This is a genomic window from Pseudomonas sp. A014 (assembly GCF_052378495.1).
GTDB lineage: Bacteria > Pseudomonadota > Gammaproteobacteria > Pseudomonadales > Pseudomonadaceae > Aquipseudomonas > Aquipseudomonas machongensis.
The window spans coordinates 5191199-5213352 of sequence record NZ_CP199001.1; the positions used below are offsets into that span (position 1 = coordinate 5191199).

Annotated in this window: 10 protein-coding genes, 2 tRNA genes and 3 rRNA genes; 2 read left to right on the top strand and 13 right to left on the bottom strand. The window is 62.0% G+C overall.

Features of this window, described 5'->3' with window-relative positions; translation table 11 throughout:
- Window positions 1-201 precede the first annotated feature (201 nt).
- A complete protein-coding gene (locus ACTYOL_RS24135) occupies window positions 202-885 on the top strand; it encodes a FadR/GntR family transcriptional regulator (protein WP_444757215.1) in 684 nt (227 codons plus the stop codon).
- A 103-nt stretch (window positions 886-988) separates the two neighbouring features.
- On the opposite strand, the gene mmsB is transcribed toward ACTYOL_RS24135, so the two are convergent.
- Together mmsB and ACTYOL_RS24145 are read right to left on the bottom strand one after the other, a co-directional pair.
- Window positions 989-1876 carry a 3-hydroxyisobutyrate dehydrogenase gene (gene mmsB, locus ACTYOL_RS24140; RefSeq protein ID WP_054894279.1) on the bottom strand — a complete coding sequence of 296 codons (888 nt, stop codon included), beginning with the start codon at window positions 1874-1876 and terminating at the stop codon, window positions 989-991.
- Window positions 1877-1886: 10 nt separating this feature from the next.
- Window positions 1887-3410 (bottom strand): CoA-acylating methylmalonate-semialdehyde dehydrogenase, encoded by a 1524-nt coding sequence (locus ACTYOL_RS24145; protein WP_402766881.1) that lies wholly within the window; start codon window positions 3408-3410, stop codon window positions 1887-1889.
- 131 nt (window positions 3411-3541) lie between these two features.
- On the opposite strand from ACTYOL_RS24145, the gene ACTYOL_RS24150 reads away from it, so the two are divergent.
- On the top strand, window positions 3542-4492 hold the full coding sequence (locus ACTYOL_RS24150) for a LysR family transcriptional regulator (RefSeq protein ID WP_054894277.1): 951 nt from the start codon (window positions 3542-3544) through the stop codon (window positions 4490-4492).
- Between the two features lie 32 nt (window positions 4493-4524).
- On the opposite strand, the gene ACTYOL_RS24155 is transcribed toward ACTYOL_RS24150, so the two are convergent.
- From ACTYOL_RS24155 to ACTYOL_RS24205, 11 genes are all read right to left on the bottom strand, one after another.
- The gene (locus ACTYOL_RS24155; RefSeq protein ID WP_197893298.1) at window positions 4525-4983 is read right to left on the bottom strand and encodes an OmpA family protein; all 459 of its coding nucleotides are present in this window, start codon (window positions 4981-4983) and stop codon (window positions 4525-4527) included.
- Window positions 4984-5055: 72 nt separating this feature from the next.
- Window positions 5056-6300 carry a diguanylate cyclase domain-containing protein gene (locus ACTYOL_RS24160; RefSeq protein ID WP_444757216.1) on the bottom strand — a complete coding sequence of 415 codons (1245 nt, stop codon included), beginning with the start codon at window positions 6298-6300 and terminating at the stop codon, window positions 5056-5058.
- Complete coding sequence (locus tag ACTYOL_RS24165; RefSeq protein ID WP_232233629.1) at window positions 6297-6872, bottom strand: YfiR family protein; 576 nt, start codon at window positions 6870-6872, stop codon at window positions 6297-6299. The genes ACTYOL_RS24160 and ACTYOL_RS24165 overlap by 4 nt, the downstream gene beginning before the upstream one ends.
- A gap of 76 nt (window positions 6873-6948) precedes the next feature.
- Window positions 6949-9024: an exodeoxyribonuclease V subunit alpha gene (gene recD, locus ACTYOL_RS24170; protein ID WP_444757217.1), complete on the bottom strand. Its 2076-nt coding sequence runs from the start codon at window positions 9022-9024 to the stop codon at window positions 6949-6951.
- Complete coding sequence (gene recB, locus ACTYOL_RS24175; RefSeq protein WP_444757218.1) at window positions 9021-12698, bottom strand: exodeoxyribonuclease V subunit beta; 3678 nt, start codon at window positions 12696-12698, stop codon at window positions 9021-9023. The genes recD and recB overlap by 4 nt, the downstream gene beginning before the upstream one ends.
- Window positions 12695-16177 carry an exodeoxyribonuclease V subunit gamma gene (gene recC / locus ACTYOL_RS24180; RefSeq protein WP_444757219.1) on the bottom strand — a complete coding sequence of 1161 codons (3483 nt, stop codon included), beginning with the start codon at window positions 16175-16177 and terminating at the stop codon, window positions 12695-12697. Before recC ends, recB begins: the two co-directional genes overlap by 4 nt.
- Window positions 16178-16343: 166 nt before the next feature.
- A 5S ribosomal RNA gene (rrf, locus tag ACTYOL_RS24185) occupies window positions 16344-16459 on the bottom strand.
- A gap of 133 nt (window positions 16460-16592) precedes the next feature.
- A 23S ribosomal RNA gene (locus ACTYOL_RS24190) occupies window positions 16593-19485 on the bottom strand.
- A 222-nt stretch (window positions 19486-19707) separates the two neighbouring features.
- Window positions 19708-19783, bottom strand: a tRNA-Ala gene (locus tag ACTYOL_RS24195).
- A 96-nt stretch (window positions 19784-19879) separates the two neighbouring features.
- Window positions 19880-19956 (bottom strand) — tRNA-Ile (locus ACTYOL_RS24200).
- Window positions 19957-20043: 87 nt separating this feature from the next.
- Window positions 20044-21580 (bottom strand): 16S ribosomal RNA (locus ACTYOL_RS24205).
- The 16S, 23S and 5S rRNA genes sit together here with 2 tRNA genes alongside, the layout of an rRNA operon.
- Window positions 21581-22154 lie beyond the last annotated feature (574 nt).

Below are 22154 nucleotides of genomic sequence, written 5' to 3' on the forward strand. Positions count from 1 at the left end.
CGATTAAATGAGTAAAAATCGGCGAAATGCTTTTATTAGGTCGATTACCCAAGGCAATGAGAGAGTGAATATCTGGATGAAAAAATCTTTGTGGATAACTTGTCATACAAGTAATGTGAGGACGTTCAGCCGAGTCCTTTGGTGGGACAAGTCGCAGCGGCGAACCGCCGCTCCCACAGGTACTACCTTCGAGCCCATCCCATGCCCCGCTCCCACAGCCGCGCCCACGACCTGGTCTCGAGCCTCACCCAGCAATTGCTGCTGGGCACTTTCAAGCCGGGCGACAAGCTGCCCTCGGAAAACACCTTGGTGCGCGACTACGGCGTCAGTCGCACCGTGGTCCGCGAGGCGCTGTCGAAGCTGCAGGCTGCGGGCCTGGTGCAGGCACGTCACGGGATCGGTACGTTCGTCATCGAGCGCCAGGCCCGTTCCGGCCTGCGCGTAGGCCCCGAGAACGCGGCCAGCGTGCGCGACCTGCTGGAGCTGCGCATCGGCCTGGAGGGCCAGGCCGCCGCGCTGGCAGCCCTGCGCCGCAACGACCGGCAACTGGCGCAGATGCGCCAGGCCCTGGACGACTACCAGGACCTGGCCGCCGCCGGTGACAGCTGCATCGAAGCCGACCGGCGCTTCCACCTGCTGATCGCCGAGGCCACCGGCAACCTGTATTTCAGCGAGATGATGGCGCAACTGGGTGATGGCCTGATCCCGCGCAAGCGCATGGCCCAGGCCGAGCGAGCCGGGGCCAACCTGGCGGGGCATGCTTATCTGGCCAACCTGGAGCACGAGGCGATTCTCAACGCCATCCGCCGACAGGACCCGGAAGCGGCCAGGGCGGCGATCTGCCTGCACTTGTCCAACAGTCGCGATCGCCTGCTACCAGACTGAGCCGCGTGCAGCGGGCAAAAAAAATCGCGGAACCGGCGCCCTCCCCCTGGTGCGCAGTTACAGGGGAAAGGCCATCCAGCCCGCGATCAAGCCCACTCGCGTATCAATCCTTCTTGCGATACCCCTCGACGATCGCCGAGAAATCCTTGCCGCCCTCGCCTCGCAAGCTCATGGCCTGGTACAGCTGCTGCGCCACAGCGCCGAGGATCACCGGCTGGTGCGCCTGGCGCGCGGCCTCGGTCGCCAGGCCCAGGTCCTTGAGCATCAGTTCCGCACCGAAACCACCGGTGTAACCGCGCGATGCCGGGGCGGTCTCGATCACGCCCGGCCAGGGGTTGTAGGTATCCGAACTCCAGCAACGGCCCGTCGAGCTGTTGATGATGCCGGCCAGCACCTGGGTGTCGATCCCCAGCGCGTTGCCAAGGGCCATCGCCTCGGACACGCCGATCATCGAGATGCCCAGCAGCAGGTTGTTGCAGATCTTGGCGATCTGGCCAGTGCCGACCTCACCGCAGTGCACGATGTTGCGCCCCATCTGTTCGAGCACCGGCTTGAGCGTGGCGAACAGTTCGGGGCTGGCGCCGACCATGAAGGTCAGGGTGCCGGCCGCCGCGCCGCCGGTGCCACCGGACACCGGCGCATCACCCAGGTCGATGCCCTTGGCCGCTGCGGCCTTGGACACGTCGCGGGCGGTCTGCGGGTCGATGGTGCTGCAGTCCACCGCCGGCGTGCCGGGGCGAATGCCGGCGAGCACGCCGTCCTCGTTCAGGTACACGCCGCGCACATGGGCCGCGGCCGGCAGCATGGTGATCACCAGCTCGCTGTTGGCGGCGGCATCCTTGGGCGAGGTGCTGATCTGCCCGCCCAGTTCGGCAAGCTCGGCCAGCACGGTCTTGTTCAGGTCGAACAGGTTGAGCTGATGCCCGGCCTTGATCAGGTTGCGGGCCATGGGCGCGCCCATGTTGCCCAGACCGATGAATGCAATGCGCATGGCAGTCTCCTTAGCGCAGGCTGATGGTGGTGTTCACACCGTCATTGACGCTGTCGTCGTCGAACCAGCGGGCGGTGACGGTCTTGGTCTGAGTGTAGAACTGCACCACCTGCTTGCCGTACGGGCCGAGGTCGCCGAGCTTGGAGCCGCGCGAACCGGTGAAGCTGAAGAACGGCACCGGCACCGGAATCGGGATGTTGATGCCGACCTGGCCGATGTCGATCTCGCTCTGGAACTTGCGCGCTGCCGCGCCGCTCTGGGTGAACAGGCCGGTGCCATTGCCGAACGGGTTGGCGTTGACCAGGGCGATGGCCTCGTCGAGGGTATCGACCTCGAGGGTGACCAGCACCGGGCCGAAGATTTCCTGGGTGTAGATCTGCATGTCGGTCTTCACCCCGGAGAACAGGGTCGGGCCGACGAAGTTGCCCTGCTCGTACCCCGGCACCTTCACGTCGCGGCCATCCAGCTCGAGCTTGGCGCCTTCCTTGATGCCGCTTTCGATCAGCCCCAGCACACGCTCCTTGGCGCGCTTGGAAACCACCGGCCCGACATCGGTGCCCGGCTCGCTGCCGGCATTGACCTTGAGCTTGCTTGCCGCCGCCTTGATATCCGGCAGCCATTCACGCGCCTTGCCCACCAGCACCGCCACTGACGTGGCCATGCAACGCTGGCCTGCCGCACCGAAGGCCGCGCCGACCAACGCGTTGATGGTCTGGGTGCGGTTGGCGTCAGGCAGTACCACGGCGTGGTTCTTGGCGCCCATCATCGACTGCACGCGCTTGCCGTGCTGGCTGCCCAGGTTGTAGACATGGGTGCCCACCTCGGTGGAGCCGACGAAGGAGATCGCCTTGATGTCCGGGTGGGTGCAGATCGCATCGACCACCTGCTTGCCGCCGTGCACCACGTTGAGCACACCGGCCGGCACGCCGGCTTCGAGCGCCAGCTCGACCAGCATCATGGTCGACAGTGGGTCCTGCTCGGAGGGTTTGAGGACGAAGGTGTTGCCGCAGACGATGGCCATCGGGAACATCCACAGCGGGATCATCGCCGGGAAGTTGAACGGGGTGATGCCGGCGCACACACCGATGGGCTGGCGCAGGGTGTAGGTGTCGACGCCACCGGCGACGTTCTCGGCGAACTCGCCCATCTGCAGGGTGCCGATGGACGCGGCATGTTCGACCACTTCCAGACCACGGAAGATATCGCCCTCGGCATCGGCCAGGGTCTTGCCTTGCTCGGCGCTCAGGGTCGCGGCGATGCGCTTGCTGTGCTCGCGGATCAACGCCTGCAACTTGAGCATGATGCGCATGCGCGCGCCGATCGGCGTGTCACGCCAGGTCTTGAAGGCTCGTTCACCAGCAGCGACTGCCGCGGCGACTTCCTCGGTAGTGGCGAAAGGAACGCGCGCCAGTACCTGCTGGGTGGCCGGGTTGACGATGTCGCGCCATTCGGTGGTCTTGGACTCGACCCATTGGCCGTCGATCAGCAGCTTGACCTGCTCGACCTGGGTGTGGGGCGTGTGGGGTGCGTTCATCTGCGCTCTCCTTGGAATTATTGTCGGAACGAAGACGCCTACGCCGCAGCGAACGGGGTGGCGTGCAGGGGCTGAGTTCGAGTATAGATGTGCAAACATCCAACAAGAATGCACAAAAAAACCGGATCAACATGCAAAAAGACCTGACCTCCCTCAGCGCGCTGAACTGGGACGACCTCAAGTTCTTTCTTGAGGTAGCGCGCACCCGCAAGGCCAGCAGTGCAGCCAAACGCCTGGCCGTGGACTACACCACGGTGTCGCGGCGCATCAGCTCGCTGGAAGGGGCGATGGGTACCTTGCTGTTCGAGAAATCGCGAACCAACGGTTTCGTGCTCACCGCCGAAGGCCAGCGCCTGCTGGGCTATGCCGAGTCGATCGAAAGCACCCTGCACATGGCCTGCGAGCAGGTGTCGGGCTCGGGCGTTGCGCTGTCGGGGCACATACGCATGGGGTGCACCGAGGGCTTCGGCAGCTTCTTCGTCACCCCACAGTTGAGCCGCTTCGTCGACACCTGGCCGGCGATCTCGGTGGACATTCTGCCGCTGCCGCACTTCATCAGCCTGTCCAAGCGCGAAGCTGACATCGTCATCGCCCTGGAGCGCCCCGAGCATGGGCCCTACGTGTGCTGCAAGCTGTGCGACTACCGCCTGCGCCTCTATGCGACCCGTGAGTACCTCGACCACCACGAACCGATCCGCCAGGTCGCCGACCTGGTGCGCCATCCGTTCATCAGCTACGTGGACGACCTGGCATTCAGTTCCGAGCTGCTGTACCTGGCCAACCTGATCCCCAACGCCAGCGCCCACCTGCGCAGCACCAGCGTGATCGCGCAGTACACCGCTGCCCTGCAGGGGCGCGGGCTGGCGATCCTGCCCTGCTTCCTGGCGGCGCAGGACGAACGGCTGGTGACGGTGCTACCGCAGGAGGTGGAGGTGACGCGGCAGTTCTGGATGTACTGCCGAGAGGACCTGCGCAAGTTGAAACGGATCACCTTGCTCTGGGATTACATCCGCGATGTGACCGAGGCGAATGCGCCGCTGTTGATGGGGCAGACACGGGAAATGGTGTTTGCGCAGGATTGAGGCGGATGGCACCGGTGCCCTTCCCCCATTCCTCAGTTCGAGGCCACCACGATCGACACCCGCCGATTCTCGGTACGCCCGGCACTGGTGCGGTTGTCCGCCACCGGCTGACTGCTGCCCAACCCGCGCGTCTCGATGTTGTGCGGCTGCATGCCGACGTTGATCAACGCCTTGGCCACACTCTGGGCCCGGCGCTCCGAGAGCTGCTGGTTATAGGCCGCCTTGCCCGAGGCATCGGCATGGCCATCGACGCGTACATGCTCGATACCCACCGACAGCAATGCCTTGCCGATCCGTTCGACAATCGCCTGGCTCTGGCCGTTGAGTCCGTCCAGGTCACTGCCGAACAGTACCTTGCCCGACAGGTCGAACGCCCAGCCCTCGTCGCTTGGGGTAAATCCTTCGCGCTTGAGCACGGCAATCTGTTCAGGGCTCAGCCCGCTGGGCGGCACGGTCTGGCAGCCGGTCAAGGCCAACACCGCCAGCAACATGGCCAGCAAGGGAAAACGCAGTCGGGAAAAGGGGTGTTTCACGGTTCAGCTCCTGTTGTTCATATCCGTGGCTCAGCGTTCCGTCTGGGCCACTTGCCAATGGCCGCGCCGATTGCGCTTGGCCTGGTACATCGCCGCATCGGCGGCATTGAGCAGACTGGCCGAATCCTGGCCATCGTCTGGGTAATAGGCGATACCGACACTCAGCGAGGTGCTGACGCGCTGGCCATCGTCCAGCAGGATCGGCAGCTTCATGCTGGCGACGATCTTCTCGGCGATGCGCTGGGCATCCTCGCGCGAATGAAGGGGGGTCAGCAGTACCGCGAATTCGTCACCGCCAAGGCGCGCCACCAGGTCGTGCTCGCGCAACTGCGCACGCACGCGGCTGGCGATATTGATCAGCACCTCGTCGCCAACGGCATGGCCGAGGTTGTCATTGATTTGCTTGAAGTGGTCACTGTCGAGGAACAGCAGCGCCAGATGGTCCTGCTGCCGGGCGGCGTTGCGCAGGCAACGGTTGAGGCGCCCTTCGAAGAAGGCGCGATTGGGCAGACCGGTGAGGCTGTCATGGCTGGCTTGGTGCGCGAGGGTCTCGTTCTCGCTCTGCAAATGGCTCTGCCAGACTTCCAGCTCGTCGAGCAGGGCGTTGAAGTCGTTGCCCAGCTCATTGAGCTCGGCAATTCGCGCCTCGGGCACGCGCCGGTCGAAGCTGCGCTCGCGCCGCGCCGCATGGGCGACGCTGGCCAGGCCCCGCAGAGGACGGACGATATCGCCGAACAGCCGGCGCGAAAGGTGGATGGCGACTGCGGCGCTGAGCAAGCTGCAAAAGAGGATGCCCGCCAGGCCGCTGAGCAGGAAACGCAGCAGGCTGCCGCCCTGGCCCAGCAGCTCGATGTGCCCGACCGCGCGCTGCTGACGGACGATCGGCAGGTGGATGGCCTCGCCCAGCAAGGCCTTGGCCACCTGGCGCTGCAGTGGTGCCAGCAAGCCCGTGTCATCGCGTTGCCAGTGCGCCAGCAGCTCCCCCTGGCTGTCGAAGACCTTGGCATCTGCCACCTCTTCGGTGGCGGCAATCACCGCCAGGGCTTCACTGGCCGCCCCGCTGTCGTCGAACACCACCGCCGCCTCCACGGTATAACTGATCGAGCGGGCGATCAGGTGCAGGTTGTGATTGGCATAGACGCGCAATGCCGCTACCCCCAGCACGGTCAGGGAGACGCCCACGAGTCCGACCGCAATCAGCGCGACACCCAGGTGCCCTCGCCCCAGCACTGACCGCAAGGTCGGCCGCTTCCTGCGGCTGCCGGTAAGTTTCATGGTTGCGCCGCCCTGCGCCGCGACAACTGCAGCACGCTGGGGTGGATGCGCACGCCACTGCGCGCCACCGAGTCGAGGTTCACATCGAAGCTGACCTGTTCGTCATCGACGTGCAGGCAGAACAGGCTGCCGACGGTGCACGGGTCATCGGCCTCGCTGATGCTCAGGACCGGATGCCCGACCAGGGCCTGGAACAGGCGGTCACGCTGTCCGGCGTCGAGCTTGCCGATGTACACCGCGTCGCAGGCGCCGGAAACGCCCGAATCGCCGACCAGCAGGCGACGCACCTGCAGGGGCTGGCCGGCATTCTGCACATTGCCCTTGATCAGGTCGTCGGCATATTCGGTGGGGCCAACCAGGCACAGGCGCAGCGGCGAAGGATCAGCAGGCCAGCGGGCATAGCTGAAGATACCCAGCACGACCTGGGTCACCGCTTTGGCGCGTTGCTGCACCTGGGCTGCAGTGGCAGGGAGGTCCGCCCAGGCAGGTGAGGCGAACAGCGACAGGGCGGCAATCACTAGCGAAAGCACACAGCCCGTCACTCGCCCCCTGGGCGAGACAACCACTGTCATGTGGGAAATCTCTCAAATTAGATTCAGATAACCCGCACGATAGCATAAGGCCGCAGTGCCAAGGTATTGACGAATGTCACCCTTGGTCGAGCATTAGGCCAGAAATCCGACGCACCTTGCGCTCGACAGCCTCCTCAAAGACCCCCCCCCGTGGTTCCACCAGGCTGAAGCAGTGCTTGGCACGGGTGATGCCGGTGTACACCAGTTCCTTGGTCAGCACGGGATTGAGCGCATCAGGCAACACCAGCGCGGTATGGCTGAACTCCGAGCCCTGGGACTTGTGTACGGTCATGGCGAACACCGTTTCCACTTCATTGAGGCGACTGGGCAACACGAAGCGCACCCCGCCCGAGCCGTCGTTACGCGGGAAGGCGACCCTCAGCAATGGCTCGCCATTCTCGTCGGGCAGGCGCAGGGCGATGCCGATATCACCGTTCATCAGGCCGAGGCCGTAGTCATTGCGCGTGACCAGCACCGGACGGCCCTCGTACCAGGGCTGGCGGGTGTCGATCAGCCCAGCGTTGTGCAGCACCCGCGCCACACGCTCGTTCAGCCCTTCCACCCCCCAGGGCCCTTTGCGCACCGCGCACAGCAGCTGGAAGCTTTCGAAGCTGTTGAGCACCAGGGCAGCCCATTGCTCCCACACCGGGGCATCGGCGGAGGTGCCGGGCGCCGGCCGATGGCGACCGATACTGCGCAGATAGTGGCGATACCCCTGCGGGCCGTCCTCACCGCGGCCCAGGCCGTCCAGCAGCAGACGATCGAAGGCGCGGTCATGCTCGCCGCGCAGGGACAGGCCGAACACATCCTCAGGCGGCATGCTCAGCAGATCCCGCGCCTGGCGGGCTTGCTGCAGGTTGACCAGGCGCGCCAACTGGCCAATGCCACTGCCTTCGCCGAAACGCCGGGAGTAACGCAACATCACCACCTGCTGGGCCAGCGCATGCTGGTGCGCATCACCTGGCTGCAGACCGCTGCCCTGCAGCGACTGACCACCGACCTGCTCGAGCCAGGCCTGGGTGGCGGGCGTGTAACGCCCCTCTTCGGCATACCGACACAGGTCGCCGAGCACCGCGCCGGCCTCCACCGAGGCCAACTGGTCCTTGTCGCCCAGCAGCACCAGGCGAGCCTGCGCTGGCAAGGCATCAAGCAGGTTGGCCATCATTTCCAGATCGATCATCGACGCTTCATCGACCACCAGCACGTCCAGCGGCAGTGGGTTACCGGCGTGATGCCGAAAATGCCGCGAACCGGGGCGACTGCCCAGCAGGCGGTGTACCGTGCTCACTTCGGTAGGAATCTGCGCCCGCACCTCGGCGCTGACCCGCAAACGCTCGACCTGTTGGCCGATGGATTCGGTCAGGCGCGCAGCAGCCTTGCCGGTGGGTGCCGCCAGGCGGATGCGCAAGGGCCTGCCCTGCTCCACCGCCGGCCCTTGGAGCAAGGCCAGCAAGCGTACGACCGTGGTGGTCTTGCCGGTGCCCGGGCCACCGGTGATGATGCTGAACGCGGCACGCGTCGCCAGGGCACAGGCGAGCTTCTGCCAGTCCACCTGACCGGCCGGGGCGCCGTCCTCGAACAACTGCGCCAGGCGCGCGGGCAGGTCGGCGGGAATCGACTCGTCTGCCACGATGCGTTGCTGCAGCGACCGGTCGATACGCCGTTCATAGCTCCAGTAACGGCGCAGGTACAGACGCTGGCCGCTGAGTACCAGGGGCCGCGCATCCTGGCCCTCGGCATCACCCAACGCCACCAGCCGACTGGCCGCGATGCGCTGGCGCCAGGTGCTCGGTTCGAGCGTGGTGAGCAACTGTGACGGCAACAGCAACGGCCCCGCCAGCGCATCGCCCTCTGGCGGCAGCGACAAGGCGAAATCGGGCTCGGCCAGGGTCTGCTCGAGGTCGAGGCAGACATGCCCATGCCCCAACTGGTGACTGGCCAGCGCCGCAGCCAGCAACAGCAAGGGATCGCTGCCCGCCTCACGCTCCTCGAGGAAGCTGACGAATGCTCGGTCCAGCGCACGCAACCAACCGCGTTCGACCCAACGGTCGAGCAGGGCCAGCAGGTCCTGGCTGTGTTTCAACGGCGCAAGGGCCGCCAGGTGCTCGGCCTGCAACGGTGTCGGCAACAGGTCATCGAGGGTGCGGCTCATGGTGCGGCTCCGGCAAACAGGTCCTGCTGCTCGGGCGCACAGGCGCCGCGAAACAACGCATCGAGCTGCTCGATCAGCTCACGGGGCGGCCGGGCGAAATACAGGCCATGACCGGCGCTGCCGATACCGCGCAGGAAGATGAACAGGGCACCGCCCACATGGCGGTCGTAGTCGTAGTCGGGCAGCCGTGCGCGCAACTGGCGATGCAGGGCCAGCAGGTAGAGCACGTACTGCAAGTCGTAGCGGTGGTCGAGGATCGCCTGTTCCATGGCCAGGGCACTGTAGGCGCTGCCATCGGGGCCGAGCCAGTTGGACTTGTAGTCGGCCACGTAGTAGCGCCCGTCCAGCTCGAACGCCAGGTCGATGAAGCCCTTGAACATGCCATTGAGCTGGGTCGCCAGCGCTGCCGGTCGCGCGGCGCCATCTTGGGTGTGGCGGACGACGAGCTGATCGAGGCGCAGCACGTCGACCTGATGGCTGGCGAACCAGAACTCCATCTCGATCTGGTACTGCTGAAGCTGCGCCAGGGTCAGGACCGGGCCATCCGGCGACAGCGGCATGGCCTGCGTCAGCAACTGCTGCAGCCAGGGCACCAAGGTCGGGATCCAGCCGGTCCAGTCGCGGCGGTTGCAGCGTTGGCCGACAGTGCGTTCGATCAACGCAGGCTGGCTGACCACGTCGGCAAACCCTTCACGCCCGGCCCACTCGAGCAGGCCGTGAAGGAAGGTGCCGGGGTTCGGCCCGCGAGGGAAGCGGTGGATATCGCCGTTTTCCGCCGGGACTTCACGCAGCCGCTGTGCGTCGACGTTCTCATCGTCGAGCAATTGCTGGGCCTGGGAGCTGTCGGCGCCGAGACTCTGGTCGCCGACGCGCAAGGCACTGTAGGAGGCGATCCACCACTGCTCTGCCGCGGCGCGGCGCGGCTTGCGTGCAGGCAGGTGTTCAGCGCCGTCCTGCGGCGCGCGATAACACTGTTCGTCAGCGTCGGGCAGCGGTGTACAGACAATGGGCGCCCCCTCGGCACACAGTGCCTGCAGCCAGTCGGCCAACTGCACGGAAGCCGCCAATGGGGCGCCGCCGCCCAGCAGGTAACCCAGACCCGAGCGGTGCAATTGCGAGGTTTTCTGGCTGCCGCGCTTGAGGTCGGCAACACCCAGCCAGCAGGCATGTTGGGCGCGGGTCAGGGCCACGTAGAGCAGGCGCAGGTCTTCGGCCAGACGCTCATCGTCGGCCAGTGCGATCTGCTCGTCGGTGGGGGTGAGCGTCAGCAGCACCTGGCCATCGTCGTCGTGCCAGGCCAATGGCAGGCGCTGGCCATCCACCGGTTTGCTGGTGCAGATGAACGGCAGATAGACCAGCGGGTACTCCAGGCCCTTGGATTTGTGGATGGTCACGACCTTGACCAGTTGCTCGTCGCTCTCCAGGCGCAGGATCTGCTCTTCACCGGCCTGCCCGGCGTTGGCCAGGTGCTCGGCCAGGTGACGGATCAGGGCTTGCTCGCCATCGAGCTCGCCGGCCGCCTGTTGCAGCAGTTCGGCCAGGTGCAGCAGGTTGGTCAGCACACGTTCGCCATCGGCGCGAGCGATCAACGTGCGTGGCAGCTGGAAGTCATGCAGCAGGCGGCGCAGCATGGGTAGCACGCCCTGGCGCTGCCAGGTGTCGCGGTACAGACGAAAACGCATCACCCAGTCTTCCCAGACCCGCTCGTCCTGGTTAAGCCGCTCCAGTTCGAGCAACGGCAGGTCCAGCGTCAGGCTGGCCAGGGCGGCCTTGAGCAGGCGCTCGGCGTCGGGCTCGGCGCAGGCCTTGAGCCAGGCCAGCAGGTCGTGGGCTTCCTGGGCGGCAAAGACCGAATCCTTGTCCGACAGATAGACACTGCGTACCCCACGGGCAGCCAGCTCGGCACGGACCAACTGCGCCTCGCGGCCATCGCGCACCAGGATGGCGATGTCCGAAGGCAGGCAGCCGCGCACTTCGCCCTGCGCATTGGCAAACCCCGTCACACCTCGTTGGCCGCCGTTGAGCAGGGCAACGATATGGCTGGCGCAGCTGGCGGCCAGTTGCTGACGATACAGTGTGTTGGCAACCGGTTCGTCACTGTGCAACTGCCAGCAATGCAGGGCGGCACAGGGCTGGCCGTCGATCAGCAGACGCTCGCTGCGGCCCTTGGCATGAACTTCGATGAACGGCAGCGGGTTGTCGTTGGCCTCGCGGAACAGGAACGCCCCCTTGCCTTCGGGGCGTTGCTCGGCCAGCAGGAACACGCGGTTGACCGCCTCGACCATGGCCTGGCTGGAGCGGTAGTTGGTGTCCAGGCTGTGCAGGCGCCCTGCCGTGGCACGGCGGGCACCGAGGTAGGTGAAGATATCGGCGCCGCGGAAGGCGTAGATCGCCTGCTTGGGATCGCCGATCATGAACAGGCCGGTTTCCGGGCGGTTTTCGGCGATCCGGTAGATGCGCTCGAAAATGCCGTACTGCACCGGATCGGTGTCCTGGAACTCGTCGATCAAGGCCACGGGGAACTGCTCGCGGATCAGCGCGGCAAGGCGCTCGCCGGCCTCACTACGCAGCGCTTGCTCGAGGCGCAACAGCATATCGTCGAAGCCCATTTCGGCGCGCCGGCGCTTCTCCACTTCGAAACGCGCCGCCACCCACGCGGCAGCATGTTCCAGCACCGCCGAATCGGGGCCAGGCAGCCCCTGCAACGTTTCGCGCAGTGTCTCCATGGCGTGCAATGCCGGATGCTCCGGTGGCTCGCCCGACTTCCAGGCCTCGGCCATGCCTGCAGGCGTCAGGCGGGTGAAGCCGGTGCCCAGGTCGAGCTCCATGGCCTGCTCATCACCCGCCCAGGCGCGCAGTTTGTCGAACCAGGGGTCGAAGAAACGCGCCTGCAACTTGCGACCATCGGCCTGCTTGGCGGCCACCGCCGCGCGGCAGATTTCGTGCAGCTCGTCGGCCCACTGGGCCCAGGGAGCCTTGAGCGCGCCCAGTTGCGCCTGACGTCGCTGCAGGGCGGATTCGATCAGCGCCTGTGGATCGGCTCCGTCGTCTTCCCTGCTGACGCGGCCGAACAGCGGGCGGATGCGCGGTAGCAACGCGTCCGGGCTCACCCAATGGCTGCGCACCCAGGCCAGCGCTTCGCCCTGCATGCCGTAGCAGAAGCGCCGCCAGTAATCGCGCATGACCTGGCCGAGCAGCTCGCTGTGATCGGTCTCCAGGCTCTGGGTGAAGAGGCTGCCGCTGTCAAAGGCATGCTCGCGCAGCATGCGCTGGCACCAACCGTGAATGGTCGAGACCGCCGCTTCGTCCATCCACTGCACTGCGACTTCCAGGCGACTGGCACAACGGGCCCAGTGCTCCTGTGGATAATCGTCGCGCAGCAGGTGCAGCAAGGGGTCGGCGTCGTCCAGCTCGCCCCTGAAGAAACGTGCAGCCTCGGCCAGGCGCGCGCGAATCCGCTCGCGCAGCTCCTTGGTCGCAGCGTCGGTGAAGGTCACGACGAGAATCTGCGGCGGCAGCAGTTCACGGGTAAAGCATTGCTCCCCACCATGGCCGAGGATCAGACGCAGGTAGAGCGCCGAGATGGTGAAAGTCTTGCCGGTGCCGGCACTGGCTTCGATCAGCTGGCTGCCGTGCAGGGGAAAGCTCAGGGCCAGGGGACGGGCCTGGGTCATGCGGCGGTCTCCGGATTGCCTTGGGTCTGCCAGGCGGCGGCAAACAGGGGTCGGTAGAGGGATTCGCACCAGCCTTCGAAGGTCTCGTCAGCCGTGAGCGCAGCAAAGTCGCGGTACTGACGCATCAGTGCAAGGCTCTCGCTGCGCTCGCCGAAGCTGTTCTGGCCGTCGCCTTCATAGGCGCGCTCGGCGGCAGCCTGGGCTTTTTCCGGGTCTGGCTGGGCCAGCCAGGCGAAAGCAGTCTTGGGCGCTACCGGCAGGGGCGCATTCATTGCTGCCTGGCGCGCCACCAGCAGATCGGCAAGCAGATCACCTGCCTGTGCCGAGGGCATCGGTGCGAGTAGCAGGGTGCGGTCACTGGCGACCAGGGCGGTGTGCAGCGGATAACCGGCAGCGCAGGCCGCAAGGTGCATGACCCACGCCGGAATCAGCCGATGCCATTTGAGGCTGTTGCGTCCGGCACCCAGGCTGTTGGGCACGGTGGTGATGCTCAGAAGGCTCTGTTCATCATCCTGATAGACGCGCCCAAGCCAGCCTTCCAGGCGCTGCGAGCCGCGCTCGAAGTGCAGCGGCAGAGCGCCCTCTACCACGGTATGCCAGCGCTCCAACAGCTGGCGATGGCGCTGCAGCAGGTCTGGCAAGGGCTGGATCAGTTCCGCCTGCAGCGACTCGCCGAAGCCCGCCAATGGCAGCAGCCCGCATGCCTGCAGGCGTCGGGCCTGGGTACGCAGCGCCTGTTCGGCGTCGTCGGGTACGGCCAATGCAGCGCCCAGCAGGCGCTCGCTGAGGCTGTAGCGTTGCAGGGCATCGAGCACGAAAGGCTCCTCGTCCGGCGTTGGCGCCTCCAGCGCTTCGAAAAACACCTTGAGGCGCTGGCTGAAGAAATGCCGGACCGGATGGCGGAGAAAATCCTGCAGTTGCGTCAGGTTCAGTGGCTCATCGCTGTCATAGGGCGGCAACGCCTGATCGACCTCCGAGGCCGGCTCGACGGGCTGATGCAAGACCTGCCATTCGTGGGCGTAGCTGAACAGTGCGCTGCCCTTCTGGAAGTAGCGCTGGCTGAAGGGTTGCAGGGGATGCTCCTGGGTCAGGGCATGCAACAACTGCTGGCCGGGGTCATCACGCTGGCCTTGCTGGGCACCGGCCAGCTGCCAACCGGCGGCAAGATGGTCGCGCAACTGGCCGACCAGCACCGAGGCGGGGCGTTCGCTGTTGTCGCGAATACTGCGTCCGACCCAACTCACATAGAGTTGGTCGCGGGCAGACAGCAGCGCCTCGAGCAGCAGGTAGCGGTCATCTTCGCGGCGCGAACGATCGCCAGGACGGTAATCGCTGGCCATCAGATCGAAGTCCAACGGCGGCTGGGCGCGAGGATAGTCGCCGTCGTTCATGCCCAGCAGGCAGACTACGCGGAATGGGATGGCGCGCATGGGCATCAAGGTGCAGAAGTTCACCGAGCCGGCCAGGAAACGCTGGGACAGCTTGCCCTGGTCCAGCCCCGACAGCCAGGCCTCGCGCACGACCGTGAGCGGCAATGGATCGTGCAGGCCAACGGTCTCGCAGGTTTCCAGCCAGGTATCACGCAGGTCCTGCAACTGCACCAGCAGCAGCTCGTCGTGCTCCTCCTCGGCGAGGAAGAACACCTGCAACAGCGCATGCAGGCGCGCGCCCCATGCCACGGGGCTGGCCGGCTCGGCGAGCGTCTGGAACGCGACGTCCAGGGCATCGAGCAGGGCCACCAGCGGGCCGATAAGGGCCGCGTCGAGGCCACCGATCTCGTCATAGGGCTCGATGCCGTCACAGGCCTCGCCGACACCGACGGCGTAACCCAGCAGCATCCGACGCAGGCCGAACCGCCAACTGTTCTGCTCCAGGCCTTCGGGCAACCCGAGGCGGGCACGTTGTTCACCGCTCAGGCCCCAACGGATGCCGGCCCCCTCGATCCAGCGGTGCAGGGTCGGCAGGTCACTCTCCTTGATCCCGAAGCGGGCGCGCACGGCGGGGACGTCGAGCAGGTCGAGGATCTCGCTCACGGCGAAACGGCTGTCGGGGAGCTTGAGCAGATGCTCCAGGGCGATCAGCAATGGATCGCGGCCGCGCTGGCCCTGGTCGGTGAGGGTGAAGGGGATGTAGCGCGGATCATGGCGGTCGAGTTGGCCGAAGACAGCGCGGATATGCGGGGCGTAGTCATCGATGGCCGGAAGCATGACGATGACATCGCGCGGCCGCAGGGTTGGATCGCTGCTGAAGCGCGCAAGCAACTGGTCGTGGAGGATCTCCACTTCGCGCTGCGGACTATGGGCGATGTGGAAACGTACCGAACGGTCGCGGGTGGCATCGATGGCAGGCCAGGCCTCACGGGTTTCAGCCAGGGGACGCAGTTCGAGGATGTCGTCCTGCAACTGGTTGAGCAGCGTGGTGGGCTGGGCGTCGCTGAACAGGTCGATGCGCCCGTCGCTGAAGACACCACGGTAACTGCTGGGATCATCGTAGCTATCGAGCAGGTTGATGTAGTCACGGCCCTGCTTGCCCCAGGCGGCCAGCAGCGGATGAGCGTGCTGGTGCATCGATTCGTCGTCCAGTTGCAGGGGCATGCCGTGCTTGCGCTGTTGGCGCTTGTACTGGTGCCGGAGCAGGTCTTTGTCCGCGACGATATCCCCCCAATGATGGCGGCAAGGGTTGTGCACGCACAGCAATACCTGGCTGAAGCGGGCCAGCCCGGCCAGGGCTTCAAGGGCCTGGGCGGGCAGCGACGAGATACCAAAGACGATTACCCGCGACGGTAGGCCCGCGGGAGCTTGCTCAAGGGTATCGATGCGCGCGATGAAACGCTGATGGACGCCGGCACGGCTCTGCGCCATCCCCTCTGCACCGACATCGTCGAGCAATGCACGCCACAACTCGGCCTGCCAGCGGTTGCCATCCGCCAGGGGCTTGCGCTCGCCGCGGGCGGTGTTGAGCACGTGCTCTCCAGCGGCCCAGTCCTTGAGCCAGTCGGCGCGGTACACCTGGTATTGGTCGAACAAGTCAGCCAGACGTTCGGCGAGCTGGTAGCGCTTGCGCAGGTCGTTGTCGTCGGTGAGAAAGCGCTTGAGTGGCTCGAAGTGCGGTCGCTCGATCAGTGCTGGCAGCAAGCGCACCAGGCGCCAGGTCAGCGGTGTCTTGTCGAGCAGCGACACCTCGGGAATCTCGTCGCGGCCCAGCACGAGGCGATAGAGCTGCCACATGAAAGTGCCGGGCAACTGGACGTCGATGGCCGCCGCGATACCGCAGCCGCCTTGATCATCGTCCTGCGGATCTTCGGCCAGTGCGAGCTTGAGCCATTGGGCAATACCGTTGCTCTGCACCAGGGCGATTTCGTTCTCCAGAGGCGCCAGGGGATAGTTGCGCATCACGCTCACGACCAGGTTGCGCAAATCGTCTAGGCGGTTGCCTTGGACGATCATGAAACCTGGATGCAGTGGCGTGGTGTTGGTCATTGGGTGCTCTCTGGAAGACGGTGTGCGCTGACGGAACCATACCCTGTAGAGGCAGGCTTGTCCCGTGGCGTGCATGGTGTCGGCGTGGGGGAGCGATGCGACCTGGCGAACGCCAGAAAGACAAAACCCCTACCTGCTCGCGCAGATAGGGGTTTTGCGAAATGAATCTTGACGATGACCTACTCTCACATGGGGAAACCCCACACTACCATCGGCGATGCATCGTTTCACTGCTGAGTTCGGGATGGGATCAGGTGGTTCCAATGCTCTATGGTCGTCAAGAAATTCGGTTGCCAGTGCGTCTTTGCAGACACGCCAGCCAATTCGGATATGTGATCTTTGTGAGTCGCTTCGAACTTTCGGTTCGTTTCGTCTTCACCACCACAATCTGCAAGGCAAATTGCTTGGGTGTTATATGGTCAAGCCTCACGGGCAATTAGTATTGGTTAGCTCAACGCCTCACAGCGCTTACACACCCAACCTATCAACGTCGTAGTCTTCGACGGCCCTTCAGGGGATTCAAGATCCCAGTGAGATCTCATCTTGAGGCAAGTTTCCCGCTTAGATGCTTTCAGCGGTTATCTCTTCCGAACATAGCTACCCGGCAATGCCACTGGCGTGACAACCGGAACACCAGAGGTTCGTCCACTCCGGTCCTCTCGTACTAGGAGCAGCCCCTCTCAAATCTCAAACGTCCACGGCAGATAGGGACCGAACTGTCTCACGACGTTCTAAACCCAGCTCGCGTACCACTTTAAATGGCGAACAGCCATACCCTTGGGACCGGCTTCAGCCCCAGGATGTGATGAGCCGACATCGAGGTGCCAAACACCGCCGTCGATATGAACTCTTGGGCGGTATCAGCCTGTTATCCCCGGAGTACCTTTTATCCGTTGAGCGATGGCCCTTCCATACAGAACCACCGGATCACTAAGACCTACTTTCGTACCTGCTCGACGTGTGTGTCTCGCAGTCAAGCGCGCTTTTGCCTTTATACTCTACGACCGATTTCCGACCGGTCTGAGCGCACCTTCGTACTCCTCCGTTACTCTTTGGGAGGAGACCGCCCCAGTCAAACTACCCACCATACACTGTCCTCGATCCGGATCACGGACCTGAGTTAGAACCTCAAGGTTGCCAGGGTGGTATTTCAAGGATGGCTCCATGAGAACTGGCGTCCCCACTTCAAAGCCTCCCACCTATCCTACACAAGCAAGCTCAAAGTCCAGTGCAAAGCTATAGTAAAGGTTCACGGGGTCTTTCCGTCTAGCCGCGGATACACTGCATCTTCACAGCGATTTCAATTTCACTGAGTCTCGGGTGGAGACAGCGCCGCCATCGTTACGCCATTCGTGCAGGTCGGAACTTACCCGACAAGGAATTTCGCTACCTTAGGACCGTTATAGTTACGGCCGCCGTTTACCGGGGCTTCGATCAAGAGCTTCGCTTGCGCTAACCCCATCAATTAACCTTCCGGCACCGGGCAGGCGTCACACCCTATACGTCCACTTTCGTGTTTGCAGAGTGCTGTGTTTTTAATAAACAGTCGCAGCGGCCTGGTATCTTCGACCGGCATGGGCTTACGGAGCAAGTCCTTCACCCTCGCCGGCGCACCTTCTCCCGAAGTTACGGTGCCATTTTGCCTAGTTCCTTCACCCGAGTTCTCTCAAGCGCCTTGGTATTCTCTACCTAACCACCTGTGTCGGTTTGGGGTACGGTTCCCAGTTATCTGAAGCTTAGGAGCTTTTCTTGGAAGCATGGTATCAACCACTTCGCACTCTAAAGAGCGCTCGTCATCAGCTCTCGGCCTTGAAATCCCGGATTTGCCTAAGATTTCAGCCTACCACCTTAAACCTGGACAACCAACGCCAGGCTGGCCTAACCTTCTCCGTCCCTCCATCGCAATAACTGGAAGTACAGGAATATTAACCTGTTTTCCATCGACTACGCTTTTCAGCCTCGCCTTAGGGACCGACTAACCCTGCGTCGATTAACGTTGCGCAGGAAACCTTGGTCTTTCGGCGTGCGAGTTTTTCACTCGCATTGTCGTTACTCATGTCAGCATTCGCACTTCTGATACCTCCAGCAAGCTTCTCAACTCACCTTCACAGGCTTACAGAACGCTCCTCTACCGCATCACCAAAGGTGATACCCGTAGCTTCGGTGCATGGTTTGAGCCCCGTTACATCTTCCGCGCAGGCCGACTCGACTAGTGAGCTATTACGCTTTCTTTAAAGGGTGGCTGCTTCTAAGCCAACCTCCTAGCTGTCTAAGCCTTCCCACATCGTTTCCCACTTAACCATGACTTTGGGACCTTAGCTGACGGTCTGGGTTGTTTCCCTTTTCACGACGGACGTTAGCACCCGCCGTGTGTCTCCCATGCTCGGCACTTGCTGGTATTCGGAGTTTGCATCGGTTTGGTAAGTCGGGATGACCCCCTAGCCGAAACAGTGCTCTACCCCCAGCAGTGATACATGAGGCGCTACCTAAATAGCTTTCGAGGAGAACCAGCTATCTCCGAGCTTGATTAGCCTTTCACTCCGATCCACAGGTCATCCGCTAACTTTTCAACGGTAGTCGGTTCGGTCCTCCAGTCAGTGTTACCTAACCTTCAACCTGCCCATGGATAGATCGCCCGGTTTCGGGTCTATACCCAGCGACTAAAGCGCCCTATTAAGACTCGCTTTCGCTACGCCTCCCCTATTCGGTTAAGCTCGCCACTGAATATAAGTCGCTGACCCATTATACAAAAGGTACGCAGTCACCTAACAAAGTAGGCTCCCACTGCTTGTACGCATACGGTTTCAGGTTCTATTTCACTCCCCTCTCCGGGGTTCTTTTCGCCTTTCCCTCACGGTACTGGTTCACTATCGGTCAGTCAGTAGTATTTAGCCTTGGAGGATGGTCCCCCCATGTTCAGACAAAGTTTCTCGTGCTCCGTCCTACTCGATTTCATTGAAAAGAGACTTTCGTGTACGGGGCTATCACCCACTATGGCCGCACTTTCCAGAGCGTTCCACTAATCTCAAATCAACTTAAGGGCTGGTCCCCGTTCGCTCGCCACTACTAAGGGAATCTCGGTTGATTTCTTTTCCTCAGGGTACTTAGATGTTTCAGTTCCCCTGGTTCGCCTCTTGCACCTATGGATTCAGTACAAGATACTCAGCTTATGCTGAGTGGGTTCCCCCATTCAGAGATCTCTGGATCACAGTCTGTTTGCCGACTCCCCAAAGCTTATCGCAGGCTACCACGTCTTTCATCGCCTCTGACTGCCAAGGCATCCACCGTATGCGCTTCTTCACTTGACCATATAACCCCAAGCAATCTGGTTATACTGTGAAGACGACATTCGCCGAAAATTCGTGAGAACTCACAAATTTTACCTTAGCCTGAACTACCAGCAGTGAAACTGGCATTCAGTCTATTTCTATCACATATCCGAATTTTTAAAGAACGATCTGACAAAAGCCAGAAATCAACATTCATCAACGAATGTTCATTTCTAGGTTCTGATCAAGGTACAGCGTAAGTGGTGGAGCCAAGCGGGATCGAACCGCTGACCTCCTGCGTGCAAGGCAGGCGCTCTCCCAGCTGAGCTATGGCCCCGCATATTGGTAGGTCTGGGCAGATTTGAACTGCAGAAGAGCCGTCCTCACCGCCCTTTATCCAGAGGCATGGGGTGCTCATCATTCCAACCAAAATTGGTAGGTCTGGGCAGATTTGAACTGCCGACCTCACCCTTATCAGGGGTGCGCTCTAACCAACTGAGCTACAGACCTAAGGGTAAAACTTTGGGTCTTGATCGTCTTTATACAATGAATCAAGCAATTCGTGTGGGAGCTCATCAGCAGGCTGATGTCTTCGATTAAGGAGGTGATCCAGCCGCAGGTTCCCCTACGGCTACCTTGTTACGACTTCACCCCAGTCATGAATCACACCGTGGTAACCGTCCTCCCGAAGGTTAGACTAGCTACTTCTGGTGCAACCCACTCCCATGGTGTGACGGGCGGTGTGTACAAGGCCCGGGAACGTATTCACCGCGACATTCTGATTCGCGATTACTAGCGATTCCGACTTCACGCAGTCGAGTTGCAGACTGCGATCCGGACTACGATCGGTTTTGTGAGATTAGCTCCACCTCGCGGCTTGGCAACCCTCTGTACCGACCATTGTAGCACGTGTGTAGCCCAGGCCGTAAGGGCCATGATGACTTGACGTCATCCCCACCTTCCTCCGGTTTGTCACCGGCAGTCTCCTTAGAGTGCCCACCATAACGTGCTGGTAACTAAGGACAAGGGTTGCGCTCGTTACGGGACTTAACCCAACATCTCACGACACGAGCTGACGACAGCCATGCAGCACCTGTGTCAGAGTTCCCGAAGGCACCCATCCATCTCTGGAAAGTTCTCTGCATGTCAAGGCCTGGTAAGGTTCTTCGCGTTGCTTCGAATTAAACCACATGCTCCACCGCTTGTGCGGGCCCCCGTCAATTCATTTGAGTTTTAACCTTGCGGCCGTACTCCCCAGGCGGTCAACTTAATGCGTTAGCTGCGCCACTAAAATCTCAAGGATTCCAACGGCTAGTTGACATCGTTTACGGCGTGGACTACCAGGGTATCTAATCCTGTTTGCTCCCCACGCTTTCGCACCTCAGTGTCAGTATCAGTCCAGGTGGTCGCCTTCGCCACTGGTGTTCCTTCCTATATCTACGCATTTCACCGCTACACAGGAAATTCCACCACCCTCTACCATACTCTAGCTCGCCAGTTTTGGATGCAGTTCCCAGGTTGAGCCCGGGGCTTTCACATCCAACTTAACGAACCACCTACGCGCGCTTTACGCCCAGTAATTCCGATTAACGCTTGCACCCTCTGTATTACCGCGGCTGCTGGCACAGAGTTAGCCGGTGCTTATTCTGTCGGTAACGTCAAAACAGCAAGGTATTAACTTACTGCCCTTCCTCCCAACTTAAAGTGCTTTACAATCCGAAGACCTTCTTCACACACGCGGCATGGCTGGATCAGGCTTTCGCCCATTGTCCAATATTCCCCACTGCTGCCTCCCGTAGGAGTCTGGACCGTGTCTCAGTTCCAGTGTGACTGATCATCCTCTCAGACCAGTTACGGATCGTCGCCTTGGTGAGCCATTACCTCACCAACTAGCTAATCCGACCTAGGCTCATCTGATAGCGCAAGGCCCGAAGGTCCCCTGCTTTCTCCCGTAGGACGTATGCGGTATTAGCGTTCCTTTCGAAACGTTGTCCCCCACTACCAGGCAGATTCCTAGGCATTACTCACCCGTCCGCCGCTGAATCAAGGAGCAAGCTCCCGTCATCCGCTCGACTTGCATGTGTTAGGCCTGCCGCCAGCGTTCAATCTGAGCCATGATCAAACTCTTCAGTTCAATACTGCTTGGGTTTTTAAGAAACCCTAAACTTGGCTCAGCAATCTCAAATGACTATGTGATTTCTCGCATGGCCACTTGTGATGCTGATAATCTTGGCGACTATCAGTCCGTACTCACAAGCACCCACACGAATTGCTTGATTCGATTTGTTAAAGAGCGGTTGGCTAAGAGCTTTTCGTCTCAACCGAGGCGCGCATTCTACGCTTTCCTCACTTGCTGTCAAGCGTTTATTTTGAAGTTTTTCGCGAGAAACTCGTTTAGCTTCAAACACTTGACTCGCTGCGATCTCTCGTAGCGGGAGGCGAATCATACAGCACTCAAAGATGCTGTCAACTGCCTTTTTCACCGCTGCCGATCAGGTGATCGAAGCCCTTCACACTTCACCGAATTCGCTTAACTCGTTGATTAACAAGAAGTTTTGCGTTCCGTTTGCTGCGGAAGTGGGGCGCATTATAAGGGGATCTGAGAGGGCGTCAACCTTTTATTTCAGATATTTGAAAGACCCTCGGCGCAGACCTTATATAGGCCACCAAGTGCCTGCCTCAAACTCTGCTGCGCCTACAAGATCGAG

What these genes read in the sequence shown, in the direction of transcription:
- ACTYOL_RS24135 (WP_444757215.1), top strand. Translation starts at nt 202, where the DNA reads ATGCCCCGCTCCCACAGCCGCGCCCACGACCTGGTCTCGAGCCTCACC.
- mmsB (WP_054894279.1), bottom strand. Translation starts at nt 1,876, where the DNA reads ATGCGCATTGCATTCATCGGTCTGGGCAACATGGGCGCGCCCATGGCC.
- ACTYOL_RS24145 (WP_402766881.1), bottom strand. Translation starts at nt 3,410, where the DNA reads ATGAACGCACCCCACACGCCCCACACCCAGGTCGAGCAGGTCAAGCTG.
- ACTYOL_RS24150 (WP_054894277.1), top strand. Translation starts at nt 3,542, where the DNA reads ATGCAAAAAGACCTGACCTCCCTCAGCGCGCTGAACTGGGACGACCTC.
- ACTYOL_RS24155 (WP_197893298.1), bottom strand. Translation starts at nt 4,983, where the DNA reads ATGTTGCTGGCGGTGTTGGCCTTGACCGGCTGCCAGACCGTGCCGCCC.
- ACTYOL_RS24160 (WP_444757216.1), bottom strand. Translation starts at nt 6,300, where the DNA reads ATGAAACTTACCGGCAGCCGCAGGAAGCGGCCGACCTTGCGGTCAGTG.
- ACTYOL_RS24165 (WP_232233629.1), bottom strand. Translation starts at nt 6,872, where the DNA reads ATGACAGTGGTTGTCTCGCCCAGGGGGCGAGTGACGGGCTGTGTGCTT.
- recD (WP_444757217.1), bottom strand. Translation starts at nt 9,024, where the DNA reads ATGAGCCGCACCCTCGATGACCTGTTGCCGACACCGTTGCAGGCCGAG.
- recB (WP_444757218.1), bottom strand. Translation starts at nt 12,698, where the DNA reads ATGACCCAGGCCCGTCCCCTGGCCCTGAGCTTTCCCCTGCACGGCAGC.
- recC (WP_444757219.1), bottom strand. Translation starts at nt 16,177, where the DNA reads ATGACCAACACCACGCCACTGCATCCAGGTTTCATGATCGTCCAAGGC.